The organism is Pseudonocardia sp. Ae717_Ps2 (assembly GCF_001932475.1).
GTDB lineage: Bacteria > Actinomycetota > Actinomycetes > Mycobacteriales > Pseudonocardiaceae > Pseudonocardia.
Genome location: NZ_MCIS01000001.1, coordinates 2,947,315 through 2,961,165, shown reverse-complemented (window position 1 = coordinate 2,961,165; position 13,851 = coordinate 2,947,315). Strand labels below are relative to the sequence as shown.

General features: G+C 76.0%; 14 protein-coding genes. 7 read left to right on the top strand and 7 right to left on the bottom strand.

Going from position 1 to position 13,851, the window contains the following annotated elements:
* Positions 1–8: 8 nt before the first annotated feature.
* The 3 genes from Ae717Ps2_RS13780 to Ae717Ps2_RS13770 are packed head-to-tail and all read right to left on the bottom strand — an operon-like array spanning position 9 to position 2,236.
* Positions 9–635: a DAK2 domain-containing protein gene (locus Ae717Ps2_RS13780; protein ID WP_075311737.1), complete on the bottom strand. Its 627-nt coding sequence runs from the start codon at positions 633–635 to the stop codon at positions 9–11.
* On the bottom strand, positions 632–1,636 hold the full coding sequence (locus tag Ae717Ps2_RS13775) for a dihydroxyacetone kinase subunit DhaK (RefSeq protein ID WP_075311735.1): 1,005 nt from the start codon (positions 1,634–1,636) through the stop codon (positions 632–634). The genes Ae717Ps2_RS13780 and Ae717Ps2_RS13775 overlap by 4 nt, the downstream gene beginning before the upstream one ends.
* Positions 1,637–1,663: 27 nt before the next feature.
* Positions 1,664–2,236: a TetR/AcrR family transcriptional regulator gene (locus Ae717Ps2_RS13770; protein ID WP_020625434.1), complete on the bottom strand. Its 573-nt coding sequence runs from the start codon at positions 2,234–2,236 to the stop codon at positions 1,664–1,666.
* A 124-nt stretch (positions 2,237–2,360) separates the two neighbouring features.
* On the opposite strand from Ae717Ps2_RS13770, the gene egtA reads away from it, so the two are divergent.
* The 4 genes from egtA to egtD all read left to right on the top strand — a co-directional run bounded on the left by egtA (position 2,361) and on the right by egtD (position 6,844).
* Complete coding sequence (gene egtA / locus Ae717Ps2_RS13765) at positions 2,361–3,758, top strand: ergothioneine biosynthesis glutamate--cysteine ligase EgtA (RefSeq protein ID WP_233147553.1); 1,398 nt, start codon at positions 2,361–2,363, stop codon at positions 3,756–3,758.
* 68 nt (positions 3,759–3,826) lie between these two features.
* Complete coding sequence (gene egtB, locus Ae717Ps2_RS13760) at positions 3,827–5,116, top strand: ergothioneine biosynthesis protein EgtB (RefSeq protein ID WP_369804875.1); 1,290 nt, start codon at positions 3,827–3,829, stop codon at positions 5,114–5,116.
* A complete protein-coding gene (gene egtC, locus Ae717Ps2_RS13755; protein WP_075306161.1) occupies positions 5,109–5,858 on the top strand; it encodes an ergothioneine biosynthesis protein EgtC in 750 nt (249 codons plus the stop codon). Before egtB ends, egtC begins: the two co-directional genes overlap by 8 nt.
* Complete coding sequence (gene egtD / locus Ae717Ps2_RS13750; protein ID WP_083702366.1) at positions 5,855–6,844, top strand: L-histidine N(alpha)-methyltransferase; 990 nt, start codon at positions 5,855–5,857, stop codon at positions 6,842–6,844. The genes egtC and egtD overlap by 4 nt, the downstream gene beginning before the upstream one ends.
* Here egtD and Ae717Ps2_RS13745 read toward each other — a convergent pair.
* Positions 6,831–7,643, bottom strand: coding sequence for a helix-turn-helix domain-containing protein (locus Ae717Ps2_RS13745; RefSeq protein ID WP_075306163.1), 813 nt, complete (start codon positions 7,641–7,643; stop codon positions 6,831–6,833). The two genes, egtD and Ae717Ps2_RS13745, sit on opposite strands and share 14 nt — an antisense overlap.
* A 55-nt stretch (positions 7,644–7,698) precedes the next feature.
* On the opposite strand from Ae717Ps2_RS13745, the gene Ae717Ps2_RS40055 reads away from it, so the two are divergent.
* Both Ae717Ps2_RS40055 and Ae717Ps2_RS13735 read left to right on the top strand, forming a co-directional pair.
* The gene (locus Ae717Ps2_RS40055) at positions 7,699–8,271 is read left to right on the top strand and encodes a class I SAM-dependent methyltransferase (protein ID WP_075306165.1); all 573 of its coding nucleotides are present in this window, start codon (positions 7,699–7,701) and stop codon (positions 8,269–8,271) included.
* A gap of 10 nt (positions 8,272–8,281) precedes the next feature.
* Positions 8,282–8,737 carry a cupin domain-containing protein gene (locus Ae717Ps2_RS13735; protein WP_075333472.1) on the top strand — a complete coding sequence of 152 codons (456 nt, stop codon included), beginning with the start codon at positions 8,282–8,284 and terminating at the stop codon, positions 8,735–8,737.
* Here the strand turns inward: Ae717Ps2_RS13735 and Ae717Ps2_RS13730 are convergent.
* From Ae717Ps2_RS13730 to Ae717Ps2_RS13720, 3 genes are all read right to left on the bottom strand, one after another.
* Positions 8,679–9,200 carry a hypothetical protein gene (locus Ae717Ps2_RS13730; RefSeq protein ID WP_143510386.1) on the bottom strand — a complete coding sequence of 174 codons (522 nt, stop codon included), beginning with the start codon at positions 9,198–9,200 and terminating at the stop codon, positions 8,679–8,681. The two genes, Ae717Ps2_RS13735 and Ae717Ps2_RS13730, sit on opposite strands and share 59 nt — an antisense overlap.
* 120 nt (positions 9,201–9,320) lie before the next feature.
* Positions 9,321–10,616, bottom strand: coding sequence for an NtaA/DmoA family FMN-dependent monooxygenase (locus Ae717Ps2_RS13725; RefSeq protein WP_233147552.1), 1,296 nt, complete (start codon positions 10,614–10,616; stop codon positions 9,321–9,323).
* A gap of 562 nt (positions 10,617–11,178) precedes the next feature.
* Positions 11,179–12,117 carry an alpha/beta fold hydrolase gene (locus Ae717Ps2_RS13720; protein WP_020625566.1) on the bottom strand — a complete coding sequence of 313 codons (939 nt, stop codon included), beginning with the start codon at positions 12,115–12,117 and terminating at the stop codon, positions 11,179–11,181.
* 392 nt (positions 12,118–12,509) lie between these two features.
* On the opposite strand from Ae717Ps2_RS13720, the gene Ae717Ps2_RS13715 reads away from it, so the two are divergent.
* The gene (locus Ae717Ps2_RS13715; protein WP_083695958.1) at positions 12,510–13,781 is read left to right on the top strand and encodes a reverse transcriptase family protein; all 1,272 of its coding nucleotides are present in this window, start codon (positions 12,510–12,512) and stop codon (positions 13,779–13,781) included.
* Positions 13,782–13,851: the final 70 nt, after the last annotated feature.

Here is a 13,851-nt window from a genome sequence, read left to right as displayed (position 1 = left end):
GACGGGACTCAGGTCCGCCCGGCCAGCGGGTCCGCCACCTCGGCGTCGGGCTCGGCGACCGCGGCGACCGCGGCGAACAGCAGCGCGACGCCGACCGCGCCGGGGTCCGGTGCGCCCTTCGCGCGCTCCCCGACGTAGGACGCGCGGCCGTGCCGGGCCGCGAGCTCCGCGGTCCGTTCGGCGCCGTCGAGGGCCGCGGCCGCCGCCGCGGCGAACCCCGCACGGTCCAGCGCGGTCACGGCGGGGGCGAGCGCGTCGACCATCGTCCGGTCGCCCACCTCGGCCTCGCCGACCCGCTGGATCGCGGTCAGCCCGGCCCGGGCGCCCGCGGCGAACGCGGCCGCGTCGGCCGAGCCGTAGGACAGCGCGCGGGCGATCTCGGAGAACAGCAGGCCCAGCAGCGGGCCGCTGGTGCCGCCGACCTCGTCGAGGAAGACCTCGCCGAGCGCGCCGAAACCGCGCTGCGGACCGCGCTCCGCGAGCGCGACGGCCAGCCGGACCCCGGCACGCAGGTTGTCGCCGTAGTCGCCGTCGCCCGAGTGCTGGTCGAGGTCGGTGAGCGCGCCGTGGCCGTCCTCGACGGCCCGGGCGAACCGGGCCAGCACGGCGTCCTGGTCGATCCGCTGGCCCGTCATGAGGTCTCCGTCCGGGGGAAGGCGGCCGTCCGGGCGGGGGCGGACCACAGGTCCGTCCACTCCGGGCGCATCCGGGTCAGGGTCAGGGAGAAGCCGGCCATGTCCAGGGCGGGCACGAAGGTGCCGACGAGCAGACCCACCCGCTCCAGCCCGCGTGCCTCCAGCGCGACGGCGGCCAGCTCGGCGAGCACGTACAGCTCCAGCAGCGCCGTGCCCCCCATGCCGTTCACGACCAGGACGACCTGGTCGGGGCCCGCGGGCAGGCCGGCGACGATCTCGTCGAGCATCCGGTCGACGAGCTCCTCGGTGGGCGGCCGGTCGACCGAACGCCGTGCCCGCTCGCCGTGGATGCCGACGCCGTAGTCGAGCTGCCCGTCGAGGGCGAACGCGGGCTCCCCGGTGCGGGCCGAGGTCTGCGCGCGGGAGGCGACGGCGAGGCTGCGCGAGGCGGCGGCGACGTCCGCGCCCAGCGTCGCGAGCTCGGTGAGCCCGGCGCCGGTGTCCGCGGCGGCCCCGAGGATCTTCTCGACGACGACGGTCGCCCCGGTCCCGCGCCGCCCGGTCGCGGTGTCGAGCCCGTCGGTTGCCAGGTCGTCGTCGACGAGGACCCGGGCGACGTCGACGCCCTCCATCCGCAGCCGCTCCGCGGCGATGCCGAAGTTGATCCGGTCGCCCGTGTAGTTCTTCACGACGTGCAGGACCCCGTCCGGGCCGGCGGCAGCCCGGGAGGCGTGCAGCACGGCCTTGTTGTGCGGGGAGGTGAACACCGGGCCGGGGGCGACGGCGTCGAGCATCCCGCGGCCGAGGAACCCGGCGTGCAGCGGCTCGTGGCCGGACCCCCCACCGGAGACCAGCCCGACCCGCCTGCCGGGTGCCCGATCGCGGGCGACCAGGTGGATCGGGTCCTCGTGCAGGACGACGAGGTCGGCGTGGGCCCGGGCGAACCCGCGGACGGCGGCCGGCACGGGGTCGTCGCCCGCGGGGTGGAAGGGGAACGGCATGGCGCCGATCATGCTGGCCGCGGGCGGTCAGCGCATCAACGGCGCGCGGACGGCGTTCTCCACGAGGTCGAGCACCGGGCCGAGGTCGTCGGCGGGCAGGCCCATCGCCAGGTGCGACACGAGCCCCTCCAGCACCAGCTCCAGGTACTGGGCGAGCACCGGGACCGGCACGTCGTCGCGCAGGGCGCCGGCCGCGGCCTGGCGTTCCAGCCGCGCCCGGGTCGCGGCCGTCAGCGCACCGGAGTGCTGCTGCCAGCGGGCCCGGAACTCCGGCTCGGTGCGCAGCCGTCGCGAAACCTCCAGGCGGGTGCCCAGCCAGCTGCGGTCCGATCCGTCGCGCAGCAGGTCGCGCATGACCTGCACCAGGCCCTGCTCGGCGACGACGTCGGCCATCCGGGTGGCGTCCTGCTCGGCCAGGGCCAGGAACAGCGCCTCCTTGTCCCGGAAGTAGTGGAAGATCGCGCCACGGGACAGCCCGGTGTACTCCTCGAGCCGCCGCACGGTGGCGCCCTCGTAGCCGTGATCGGCGAAGCAGGTCCGGGCACCGGAGAGGATCTGCTGCCGGCGCGCGGCGAGCTGGTCGGTGCTGACACGGGGCATGGCCCCAGTATTCCGTACGCTTGTCCTGCATGGGGGGACGGTCGTGCCGCCGGTCACCCGCGATCGCGCGGGATCACGGTTGCATCGCGTGCGGGTGTCACACGTCGGGGGTAGCGTCGACCTGGTGACCCTGGACCACCAGAGCACCGACGGTGTGCTCCGCAGCGTGGGGGAGGCCGAGGCCTACGTGGCGTCGGTCTGCTTCAAACACGGCCCCCCGACCCTGGCCGGTGTCGAGATCGAATGGATGCTCCACCGACCCGGTCACCCGGCCGACCCGGTCGACCTCGGCGCCGTGCGTGCCGCGCTCGGCCCGCACTGCCCGGCCTCCCTGGACCCCGCCTCGCACGCGGCCCCGCTCCCCGCGGGCGGCACCGTGACCGTCGAGCCGGGCGGCCAGATCGAGATCTCCAGCGCTCCCTCCGGCTCGCTCGAGGCCCTCCTCGGCGCCCTCACCGCCGACTCCGCCCACCTCCACGGACTGCTCGCCGAGTACGGCCTGCGCCCGCACGACCGCGCCGCCGACCCGGTCCGGCCCGCCCGGCGGCTGCTGGACCTGCCGCGCTACGCGGCCATGGAGTGCGTGTTCGACGGCGTCGGCCCGCACGGCCGCAGCGGCATGTGCTCCACGGCCGCGGTGCAGGTCAGCGTGGACGCCGGCCCGGCCGCCGGGATCGCCGACCGCTGGGCGGTCCTGCACGAGCTCGGCCCGGTGCTGCTCGCGGCGTTCGCGAACTCGCCGGTGCAGCACGGCCGCCGCACCGGCTGGAAGTCCTCCCGCCAGGCGTGCTGGCTGAGCCTGGACCCCTCGCGGACCGCGCCGCCGTCCATCGCGGCGTCCGGTACCGACCCGGCCGCGGCGTGGGCGCGCCGGGTGGTCACCACCCCGCTGCTGTGCGTGCGCGGCACCGGGACCTGGTCGGTGCCACCCGGGGTCACCTTCGCCGACTGGGTGTCCGGCCGCGTCCGTGGCGGGGTCCTCGACCGGCCGCCGACACTGGCCGACCTCGACTACCACGTCTCGACCCTGTTCCCGCCGGTCCGTCCGCAGGGCTACATCGAGGTGCGCTACGTCGACGGCCAGGCCGGCGCGGACTGGGCGCTGCCCGCCGCGGTCCTGCTCGCGCTGACCACCGACACCGTCGTCGACCGGGTGCGGGAGCTGTGCGAGCCGGTCCGCGACGAGTGGGTCGCCGCCGCCCGCGACGGGCTGGACCACCCCGGGCTCGCCGCCGCGGCGGCCGCGCTGTTCCCGCTGGCCTGCGACGTGCTCGCCGCTGCGGACCACCCGCTGACCACCGCCCCCGCACCGCTGCTGGACCGGCTGCGGGAGGTCACCGAGCAGCGTGTGCTGCGCGGGCGCTGCCCCGCCGACGAGGCCGACCCGGCCGAGCACGGCGCGGGGCCGACCACCGCCCCGTTCCCGCCGGGGCTGTACCTGCCCCAGGCCGGTCGAGGCCCCGCCAGACCCGGTGACACCGCCAGTCCGACCACCCGAGCCGCCGAGGAGGACGTGGCATGACCGCCGACCCCACCGTTCCCACCGGACCCCTGACCGGGCCCGCGACGCCCGGGGAGCGCCCGGAGACCATGCGCACCCGGGTCGCGGCGCTGCTGGAGCGCTCGCGGGGCCGCAGCACCGCGCTGACCGATCTCGACGACGGCGAGCTGCAGGCCCAGCACTCGCCGCTGATGTCACCGCTGGTCTGGGACCTCGCGCACATCGGGTCGATGGAGGAGCTGTGGCTCGTCCGTGACGTGGGCGGCCGCGAGCCGCTGCGCCCGGAGATCGACGGCCTCTACGACGCGTTCCAGCACTCCCGTTCCTCGCGGGTCACGCTGCCGCTGCTCACCCCGGCCGAGGCCCGCGGCTACGTCGCCGAGGTCCGGGACAAGGCGCTCGACGCGCTGCACCGCAGCCCGCTGCGCGGTCGCCGGTTGGAGGCGGAGGGCTTCGCGTTCGGGATGATCGTGCAGCACGAGCAGCAGCACGACGAGACCATGCTCGCCACCCACCAGCTGCGCTCCGGGGCGCCGGTGCTCGACGCCGCCCCGCCGCCCCGCCCGGCCGGTGCGGTGGACCCGGCGGCGGAGGTCCTCGTCCCGGCGGGCCCGTTCGAGATGGGCACCTCGGCCGAGCCGTGGGCGCTGGACAACGAGCGGCCCGCGCACGTCGTCGACCTGCCCGCGTTCCGGATCGACGTGCACCCGGTCACCAACGGCGCGTTCGCGGCGTTCGTCGACGCGGGTGGCTACGACGACCCGCGGCTGTGGACCGACGCCGGCTGGGCGCACCGCACGGAGGAAGGGTTGGCCGCGCCGCGGTTCTGGTCCCGCGACGCCGACGGCACCTGGTGGCGGCGCCGGTTCGGGATCATCGAGCGGGTGCCCGACGACGAGCCCGTCGTGCACGTGTCCTTCCACGAGGCCCAGGCCTACGCCCGCTGGGTCGGCAAGCGGCTGCCCACCGAGGCGGAGTGGGAGAAGGCCGCCCGCTTCGACCCGGCGACCGGCCGCTCGCGGCGCTTCCCCTGGGGCGACGACGAGCCGCGCGCCGAGCACGCCAACCTCGGTCAGCGGCACCTGCAGCCGGCCCCGATCGGGGCCTACCCGGCGGGGGCGTCCGCGCTCGGGGTGCAGCAGATGGTCGGCGACGTCTGGGAGTGGTGCGACTCCGGCTGGCACCCCTACCCGGGGTTCACCGTGTTCCCGTACCCCGAGTACTCGGAGGTCTTCTTCGGCGGGGACTACGCCGTCCTGCGCGGCGGGTCGTTCGGCACCGATCCGGCGGCGATCCGGGCGACGTTCCGCAACTGGGACCACCCGATCCGCCGACAGATCTTCGCCGGGTTCCGGCTGGTCCGCGACGCCGGTGTGTAGGCACCTCGCGTACCTGGGGGAACCGGCCACACTGGCGTCGCTGGTCCTGGAACCGGAGCACGGGCTGCTCGCGCAGTCCTACGCCCCGGCCGACATGCGCGGTGGCGGCACGATCAACGCCGACGGCCACGGCACCGGCTGGTACCCGCCCGGGAGCACGACGCCGGTGCGGGTCCGCTCGGCGTCGCCGCTGTGGTCCGACACGTCCTACGCCGCGCTGGCCGGGACGACGACGTCGGGTGCGGTGCTCGCCGCCGTCCGCTCGGCGACGGTCGGTATGCCGGTCACCGCGACGGCCGCCGCCCCCTTCACCGACGGGCGGTGGCTGTTCAGCCACAACGGCGTCGTCCGCGGCTGGCCAGAGTCCCTCGCGGACGCCGCGGCGGCACTGCCCGTCACCGACCTGATGACCCTCGACGCCCCCACCGACGCGGCACTGCTCTGGGCGGTGGTCCGGCGGGGTCTCGCCGACGGCGCCGACCCGGCCGACCTGCTGGCCAGGGTCTGCGCCGACACCGAACGGACCGCGCCCGGCTCGCGGCTGAACCTGCTGCTGACCGACGGCACGACGATCTGGGCGACGGCCTGGCGGCACGCACTCGCCGTCCGGGTCGGACCGGGCTGCGTGACCGTCGCCTCCGAACCGACCCATGCGTTCCCCGACTGGACCCGGGTGCCCGACCGGCACCTGGTGGTGGCCCGACCGGGCCACCACGAGAGTCATGACCTAGGAGCTCCGTGAGCACTCCCGGCGCCATTCAGCTGGACGTCCACCTCACCGAATCCGATGCCGACACCGCGCTGCGGTCCGACGTGACGCGCGGGCTCGCCGCGTCGCCGAAGGAACTGCCGCCGAAGTGGTTCTACGACGCCCGGGGATCCGAGCTGTTCGAGCGGATCACCGAGCTGCCCGAGTACTACCCCTTCCGCACCGAGCGGGCCCTGCTCGCCGACTCCGTGGACGACATCGCCCGCTCCTCGGGCGCCGACACCGTCGTCGAGCTGGGGTCGGGGTCCTCGACCAAGACCCGGCTGCTGCTCGACGCGTTCGCCCGTGCCGGGACGCTGCGCCGCTACGTCCCGCAGGACGTCAGCGAGTCCGCCCTGCGCGGCGCCATCGACGAGCTCCACCGGGACTACCCAGAGCTGGAGTTGCACGGCGTGGTCGGCGACTTCACCCGTGACCTGGACCGGCTGCCCGGTGCCGAGCCGGGCGGGAAGCGGATGATCGCCTTCCTCGGCGGCACCATCGGCAACCTCATGCCCGGCCCGCGCCACGACTTCCTGCGACACGTCCGCTCGGTGCTGCGGCCCGGTGAGCAGCTGCTGCTCGGCACCGGCCTGGCCACCGACCCGGCCGTGATGGTCCCCGCCTACGACGACGCGGCCGGGGTCACCGCGGAGTTCAACCGCAACGTGCTGCGCGTGCTCAACCGCGAGCTCGGCGCGACCTTCGACGTCGACGCGTTCGACCACGTCGCGGTGTGGGACGCGGAGAACTCGTGGATCGAGATGCGGTTGCGCGCCACCCGCGACATGCGGGTCCGGATCGCCGACCTCGACCTCGACGTCGCGTTCGTCGCGGGGGAGGAGCTCGCCACCGAGATCTCGGCGAAGTTCACCCCGGCGACGGTCGACGCGTTCGCCGCCGCGGCCGGGTTCGCGACGACGCGCCGCTGGGTCGACCCCGACGCGCGGTTCGCGCTGACCCTGTTCACCGCCGCCTGAGCCCGGGCGGTGCTGCGCCGGCCGGGCGCAGCACCGCCGACGGCGTGGTCCCGGTCTCCCGGCGGAACGCCGCGACGAACGCCGAGGGCGTCGCGTAGCCGACGTGCCGGGCAACCACGCCGACCGGGCGGCCCGCGGCCAGCTGCTCCAGTGCGACGCGCATCCGCAGCAGCGTCCGCCACCGGCCGGGGCCCACCCCGGTCTCGGCGCGGAACAGCCGGGACAGGGTGCGTTCACCCGCTCCCACGGCCCGGCCCCACGCGGCGGTGTCGCGGTCGTCGGCGGGATCGTCGAGCAGGGCCAGGGCGACCCGGCGGGCTCGCGGGTCGGTGGGCAGGACGAGCCGGACCGCCGCGCCGGGGCCGCCGGCGTCGCGGGCCGGGCGGAGCCGGTCGAACAGCACCGCCTCGGCGCGGGACCGCTCGGGCGTCGCGGGCCCCGGCCCGGCCAGGTGTTCCAGCAGGGCCGCCACCAGCGGTTCGACCGCGAGCACGCACGGCGCGGGCCAGTCGATCGGGCAGCGGCCGGGCCACAGGTAGATCCCGCGCATCGCCGCCGTCTCGGTGGCGGCCGTGACGTGCGGGACCCCGGCCGGCAGCCACAGCGCCCGTCCGGGGCCGAGGACCCAGCTGGTGTCGGCGACGGTGACCCGCAGGACCCCGGCGGCCGCCCAGGCGAGCTGATGGGCCGGGTGGGTGTGCTCGGCGAACGCGTGCCCGCGCTCGAGCGGGATGCGGGAGACCAGCACCGCGGCGCCCGGCACGTCGGGGACGTGCGCGGGCAGGCCGGAACGCGACACGATCCGGCAGCCTAGCGGCTCCCGGCCACCGCTACCCGCGCCTAGCGTCGCGGCCATGGCGATGAACGTGCTGCACCGGCGGATCTGCCGCTCCGACTCCTGGTCCGACCGGATGCACGGGACGACGCTGCCCTGGGCCACCCGCGACGTCGACCTCACCGGTGAGGTCCTGGAGATCGGCCCCGGCTACGGCGTCACCACCCGCTGGCTCGCGCCGCGATCCGGGGCACTGACCGCGCTGGAGGTCGACCCCGTGCTGGCGGCCGACCTGCGTGACGACCTCGGGGACGAGCTCGGGGTCGACGTCCGGCACGGCGACGGCGCCGCCCTGCCGTTCCCGGACGGGAGCTTCGACGCCGTCGTCTGCTTCACGATGCTCCACCACGTCCCGACACCGGGGGAGCAGGACCGGCTCTTCGCCGAGGCCGCACGGGTGCTGCGTCCCGGTGGGACGTTCGCCGGGATCGACTCCCGGATGTCGCTGCGGTTCCGGGCGGTCCACATCGGGGACACCCTGACCGCGGTCGACCCGGCGACACTGCCGCGGCGGCTCGGCGCGGCCGGGCTCGCACGGCCGGAGACCGAGCTGGGTGCGCGGTCGTTCCGGTTCCGGGCCGGCCGCGGCTAGGGTCGGGTGCATGAGCACCGACTGGCGCCACGACGGCGTCCGGGTCATCCCCGGCGACATGCTCGACGACAACACCCCGCAGACCCCCGGCATGCACCGCGCCGCCGCCGTCACCGGGGACCGGGTCGGCGCGCAGCGGTTGTGGGCGGGCACGGTGACCATCCACCCCGGCGCCCGCACCGCGGCGCACCACCACGGGGAGCTGGAGAGCGTCATCTACGTCGTGCGCGGCCGGGCCCGCATGAAGTGGGGCGAGCACCTGGAGTTCACCGCCGAGGCCGGGCCGGGCGGGTTCATCTTCGTGCCGTCGTGGGTGCCGCACCAGGAGATCAACGCCCTCGACGACGAGCCGCTGGAGTGCGTGCTGACCCGCTCCGGTCAGGAGCCGGTCGTGGTGAACCTCGGCATCACCGGGGTCGAGCCGCCCGAGCACGTGCCGTGGATCGACCCGCTGCACCGGTCCTGAGCAGGCAGACGACCAGCGTCAGCGCCAGCAGGGTGCCCAGGACGAGGTCGACCACCGGCCACGCCCGCTCCGACGGGTCGAGCCCCAGGGTGTAGACGGCCAGCGGGTCCACCAGACGCCCGCGGTAGGCGAGCAGCGTCGCCGGACCCAGCGCGAGCAGCAGCCCGGCGACGCGGCCCGCGGTGGCCGTCGCCCCCGGGTGCCGGCGCGCCCACAGCGCCGAGACCGAGAGCAGCGCCAGACCCGCGAGGATCAGTGGCAGCCAGGCTCGCCACAGCCCGACCGGCAGTACTGGCACCGCTGTCCCGTGCCGGAAGACCAGACCCGGCACCTGCTGGGCGACCAGCAGCACGGCGGCGGCGCCGGCGACGACCGGGGTGGCCCGGGACGGCCGGCCGGGCGACTGTCCCGACGGCTGGCCGGACGGCTGCTCGGACGGCTGGCCGGACGACACGGCACTCACGGCGGGTGACGATACGGGCCGTCGCCGCGCGTCGGGTGTGACCGTGCCCGAGGGGCTCCCGGAGGTTGTGCGTGCCCCGCGTCGCCGGGCACGCCCGGCGTACCCGGCACGCGTCCGGTCTCATCCCGTCGGAGCGATCCGCGGGAGTGCCCGTGGGCCGGGAAGGGGCAGACCGAGGTTCTCGCGCAGGGTCGTGCCGGTGTAGTCGTCGGCGACGATCCCGCGGCGGCGCAGCTCGTGGAGCAGGCCGTCCACGACGAACTCGTGCTGCCGGGGGTCGGCCAGCCCCTGCAGCGAGATGACGTCGAGGACGCCGGCCCGGAACCGCTCCTCGACGGCGTCGGCGAGCTGTTCGGGGGTGCCCGCCGCGGCCCAGTGCCCGGTGTCCTGTGCCGCGATCACCAGCTCGCGCAGGGTGTATCCCTCCCGGACGTAGCGGGCGAAGATGTCGACCCGCCCGCGGCGACGGTGCACCGACCGGATGTCGGGCAGCAGGGACTCCGGGATCGGCACGTCGAGCGGCAGCTCGGCCAGCGCGGTGGGCTCGATCCCCCCGAGCATGTCGGCCACCTGCGCGCGGCCGCGGTCGAAGTCGATCGCCTCCCGCCGGTCGCGCACCGTCCGCAGGGCCTCCTCCTCGGTGGCGCCGTAGGTGGCGTGGAAGGAGCTGAAGATCAGGGGGAGCCCGCCGGGCCGCCCGAGCCTGCCGGCCTCGGCACGGATCGCGCGGGTGAAGTCCAGGGCGATGTCCAGGGTGGGCAGCGAGGTGAAGACCACCTCGGCGTAGCGCGCGCCGAGCGCCCGGCCCGCCTCGGACTGCCCGGCCTGCATCTGTACCGGGCGCCCCTGCGGCAGCGGGGGGATGTTGAGCGGGCCCGCCACGTCGAAGAACCGGCCGGCGTGGTCGATCGGGTGCACCCGCTCGGGGTGCAGCACCGCCCGCCCGTCCGGCCCCCGGGTGAGCGCGTCGGCGTCCCAGCTGTCCCACAGCGCGTTGACGACCTCGAGGGTCTCGGCGGCGCGGGCGTACCGGTCCTCGGGGTCGGGCAGCCCACCGGGTCCGAAATTCTCCTCGCCGAGCGACGACGTGACCAGGTTCCAGGCCGCCCGCCCGTTCGACACGTGGTCGAGCGTGCCGAACAGTCGGGCCAGGTTGTACGGGTGGTGGAACGTCGTGGAGACCGTCGCGATGAGCCCGATGCGCGAGGTCACCTGGCTCAGCGCGGACACGAACACGAGCGGCTCCTGCGACCCGATCGCGCCCTGGGCGCCGAAGCGGAGCAGGTCCGCGGTGAACAGGGCGTCGATCCGGGCGGCCTCGGCGAGCTCGGCGACCCGTACCGCGGTGTCCAGGGTGGACCGCTCGGGGTCCAGGGCGAGGTCGTAGGTCTCCGCGACGCCGCCCGCTCCGGTCACCGTGCGGAGCATGCGGGGTGGACGGGCGCTCACCGCGACCTCCGGATCCCGTGGGGCCGGATGCGGGAGGAGGCACCGGCGCCGGACGCCGGGGGGACGGCACCCGTCGGCGTGGGGGCGGGCCGCGTCGGCCGGTCGGTACCGGTGGTGGGCACCAGGGCACCGCGGGATGTGGCGGGCATGAGGATCCTTCGGTCGTGCGGTCGGGAGACGGGCTGTGGTCAGCCCCGACAGCACGCCCCCGAGGTCCGCACGAAGTCCACGTGGCGGCGCCGGACGGCGACGAACATGCGGTCCTCCCTCGTGCTGGGCGCTACCACCCGCACCCGCGGCCGGACGGTGCTGTCGTCTCGCCGACCCCACCTCTGCCGGTCGCCCCGTGCGAGCCTGCGGAGCCGACACAACCCGGGTGGTGCGCCGGTGTCAAGGCGGATCAGGCACTTGCGCCGGCCGCCTGCGGGGCGGGTCCCGAGGGCGAGGACCGACCGATGACCGGGGGTCTCCGCCCCCGGAACCCGGAACCGGAACCCGGCAGCGGGGCCGCCGCCCGCTGCGGAGCGGGTCAGGGCCGGCTGCGGGCGACGAGCTCCTCGATCGCCCGGACGACCTGGTCGGGAGCCTCCTCCGGGATGAAGTGGCCGGCACCGACCACCCGGACGTCGAGGACGTCGACCGCGTCGCCGACGAGGGGTCGGACGGCCGCCGCCATGTCGGGGATCGAGCCCTGGTCGCTGGAGATCGCCGACACCGGCACATCGATCTTCCGGGCGGCCGCGAGCTCGCGGTTGCGACTCGCCGACTCCGGCACGGACCGGTAGTAGGCGAGGATCGCCCGCACCCCGTCCGCCGCGGCGAACAGGCGTGCGTACCGGTCGATCTCGGCATCGGAGAACACGTCGGGCGCCGCGGCCTTGTGGGTCAGGAACCAGGCCACGTACTCCCGCTCGTGCCCGCTGATGAGCGTCTCGGGGAGATCGGGCACGAGGTGGAAGGCGAAGTGCGCGAGCTTGTAGGCGCTCGCGGGGTCGAGGGCCACGCTGGTGGGCAGGCTGACGCCGGGGATCCCGGCGTCGAGCAGTGCCAGACCGAGCAGCTCGGGTCCGCCGGACGCGGCCGGGGTGTCGAGGGCGTAGGTGGTGGCGACCCATGCCCCGACGTCGTGGGCGACGAGCCAGTGCTCGCCGACCCCGAGGAGCTCGACGGCCCGCCGCACGAGGCGCGCCACGCTGAGGGTGTCGTAGCCGTCGGCGGGCCGGTCGGAGTGCCCCTGCCCGGGAAGGTCCAGGGCCACGACCCGGTGGGTCGCGGCGAGGGCGGGCATGACCCGGTGCCAGGCCCACCAGGTCTGCGGCACGCCGGCCAGGAGCACCACCGCGGGTGCCTCCGGGACGCCACCGTCGACGGCGTGCAGCGTCACCCCGTCGACGTCGACCATGTGGTGGGTGAAGCCGTCGAGGACGTCGAACGGCAGGTCGATCTCGCGGTGAGCGGATGCGGTCATCGTGCTCTCCTCCCTGGGGAGCCGAGCGTAGAACGGGTACCTATCGCCTCCACCGTGGGCGTGGTCGTTCTCCCCGGGCAGAGCCGGTGTCGGCCGCGCGTGAGCTGCCGCGGCGTGCCGCACCCGGTAGCGTCGTCGCCGATGCGGCGGCGGACGGACGAGCAGGCGGCCGCCCCGGTTCCGGCCGGGGCCCGCGACTCCGGGGCAACCCCGGGGTGCACCGGCACGATGCAGCACGGCGTCCCGCGCGCGGACGGCACGACAGCGCTGCCCGCGGCGCGCGGCGGACGGAGAACACCGGTCGACCCCCGCCGCCGCATCACCCAGCGTTGCGGCCCCGCCGTACCGTCCGATCCCGCGGTGCGGGACCGCTCGAGAGTGCGGGGCCGCTGATGGCACCGCACCCGGCGGCGGTCGCCGCGGCCGCCTGCGCCGGGCCGTGGGGCACGGACCCGCTGACCGAGCGGCTCGCCGGGCTCGGTGGCTGGTCGGGACCCGAGGAGCTGGCGGGCGTCGTGGGCGCGCTCGTCGCCCGGCGGCGCCGAGCCCCGCGCGATTCCTCGGCCGGTGTCGAGGCCGAGGTCGTCGCGCTGCTGGCGGGGCCGCGCCGACATCGCCGGGTCGAGCAGCCCGACCCGGTGTGGCGCCTGCCGGTGCCCCGCTGGGCGGATCTGTCCGCCCTGGCCACCGCCCTGCACCTCGACGACGGCGAGCTCGCCTGGTTCGCCGACCCCGGCGGCTGGCTGCGGCACGCCCCCGAGGGGCCGCTGACCCACTACCGGCGGCACTGGACACCGTCGCGCTCCGGGACACCCCGGCTGATCGAGGCACCCGCCCCGCGGCTCGCCGAGCTGCAGCGCCGGATCCGGCGGAGGGTGCTCGACCGGATCCCGGTGCACCCGGCCGCGCACGGCCACGTCCGGGGGCGGAGCCCGCACACCCTCGCCGCGGAGCACCGGGCCCGGCCGATGGTGCTGCGCCTGGACCTTGAGGGCTTCTACTCCCACGTGACCGGCGGCCGGGTCGCCGGACTGCTGCGGGTCGCGGGCTACCCGCCCGCCGTCGCCGCCACCATCGCCGGCCTGCTCGTGACCGCCACCCCGCCCGGGGTGCTGCGCGCCTGCCCGCACCGCGGCGATCCCGCCGCGCGACGACGGATGCTCGACCGCCTCGCCGCACCGCACCTGCCCCAGGGCGCGCCGTCGTCGCCGACGGTGGCCAACCTGCTCACCTACGGACTGGACCGGCGGCTGAGCGGCCTGGCGACCGCGGTCGGCGCCGCCTACGGCCGCTACGCCGACGACCTGGTGTTCTCCGGCGACGCCGCGCTGCCGGTGCACGGTCTGACGCGGCGGGTGGCGGCGATCGCCGCGGAGGAGGGCTTCCGCGTCCGCCCGGACAAGACCCGGATCATGCCCGCGCACCATCGGCAGCGCGTCGTGGGCCTGGTCGTCAACGGCGACGCCCCGGCCGCCTCGCGCCGCGACCACGACGAGTTGCGCGCGATCCTGCACAACGCCGCCCGCACCGGCCCCGACGCGCAGAACCGGGCCGGGCACCCGGTGTTCCGCGAGCACCTGCTGGGGCGGATCGCGTGGGTGGGTCACGGACGCCCGGCGCGGGCGGCGCGGCTGCGGGAGCTCTTCGACCGCATCAGCTGGTGAACCGCCGGGGACGGGGAAACGGCGGGCGCCGGGGGAGCGCGACGGCTACGGTGACGGCCGTGGGCAGTCC

Excerpts from the sequence above, each read along its gene's own strand:
- Ae717Ps2_RS13780 (WP_075311737.1), bottom strand. The coding sequence starts at position 635 with ATGACGGGCCAGCGGATCGACCAGGACGCCGTGCTGGCCCGGTTCGCC.
- Ae717Ps2_RS13775 (WP_075311735.1), bottom strand. The coding sequence starts at position 1,636 with ATGCCGTTCCCCTTCCACCCCGCGGGCGACGACCCCGTGCCGGCCGCC.
- Ae717Ps2_RS13770 (WP_020625434.1), bottom strand. The coding sequence starts at position 2,236 with ATGCCCCGTGTCAGCACCGACCAGCTCGCCGCGCGCCGGCAGCAGATC.
- egtB (WP_369804875.1), top strand. The coding sequence starts at position 3,827 with ATGCGCACCCGGGTCGCGGCGCTGCTGGAGCGCTCGCGGGGCCGCAGC.
- Ae717Ps2_RS40055 (WP_075306165.1), top strand. The coding sequence starts at position 7,699 with ATGGCGATGAACGTGCTGCACCGGCGGATCTGCCGCTCCGACTCCTGG.
- Ae717Ps2_RS13735 (WP_075333472.1), top strand. The coding sequence starts at position 8,282 with ATGAGCACCGACTGGCGCCACGACGGCGTCCGGGTCATCCCCGGCGAC.
- Ae717Ps2_RS13720 (WP_020625566.1), bottom strand. The coding sequence starts at position 12,117 with ATGACCGCATCCGCTCACCGCGAGATCGACCTGCCGTTCGACGTCCTC.
- Ae717Ps2_RS13715 (WP_083695958.1), top strand. The coding sequence starts at position 12,510 with ATGGCACCGCACCCGGCGGCGGTCGCCGCGGCCGCCTGCGCCGGGCCG.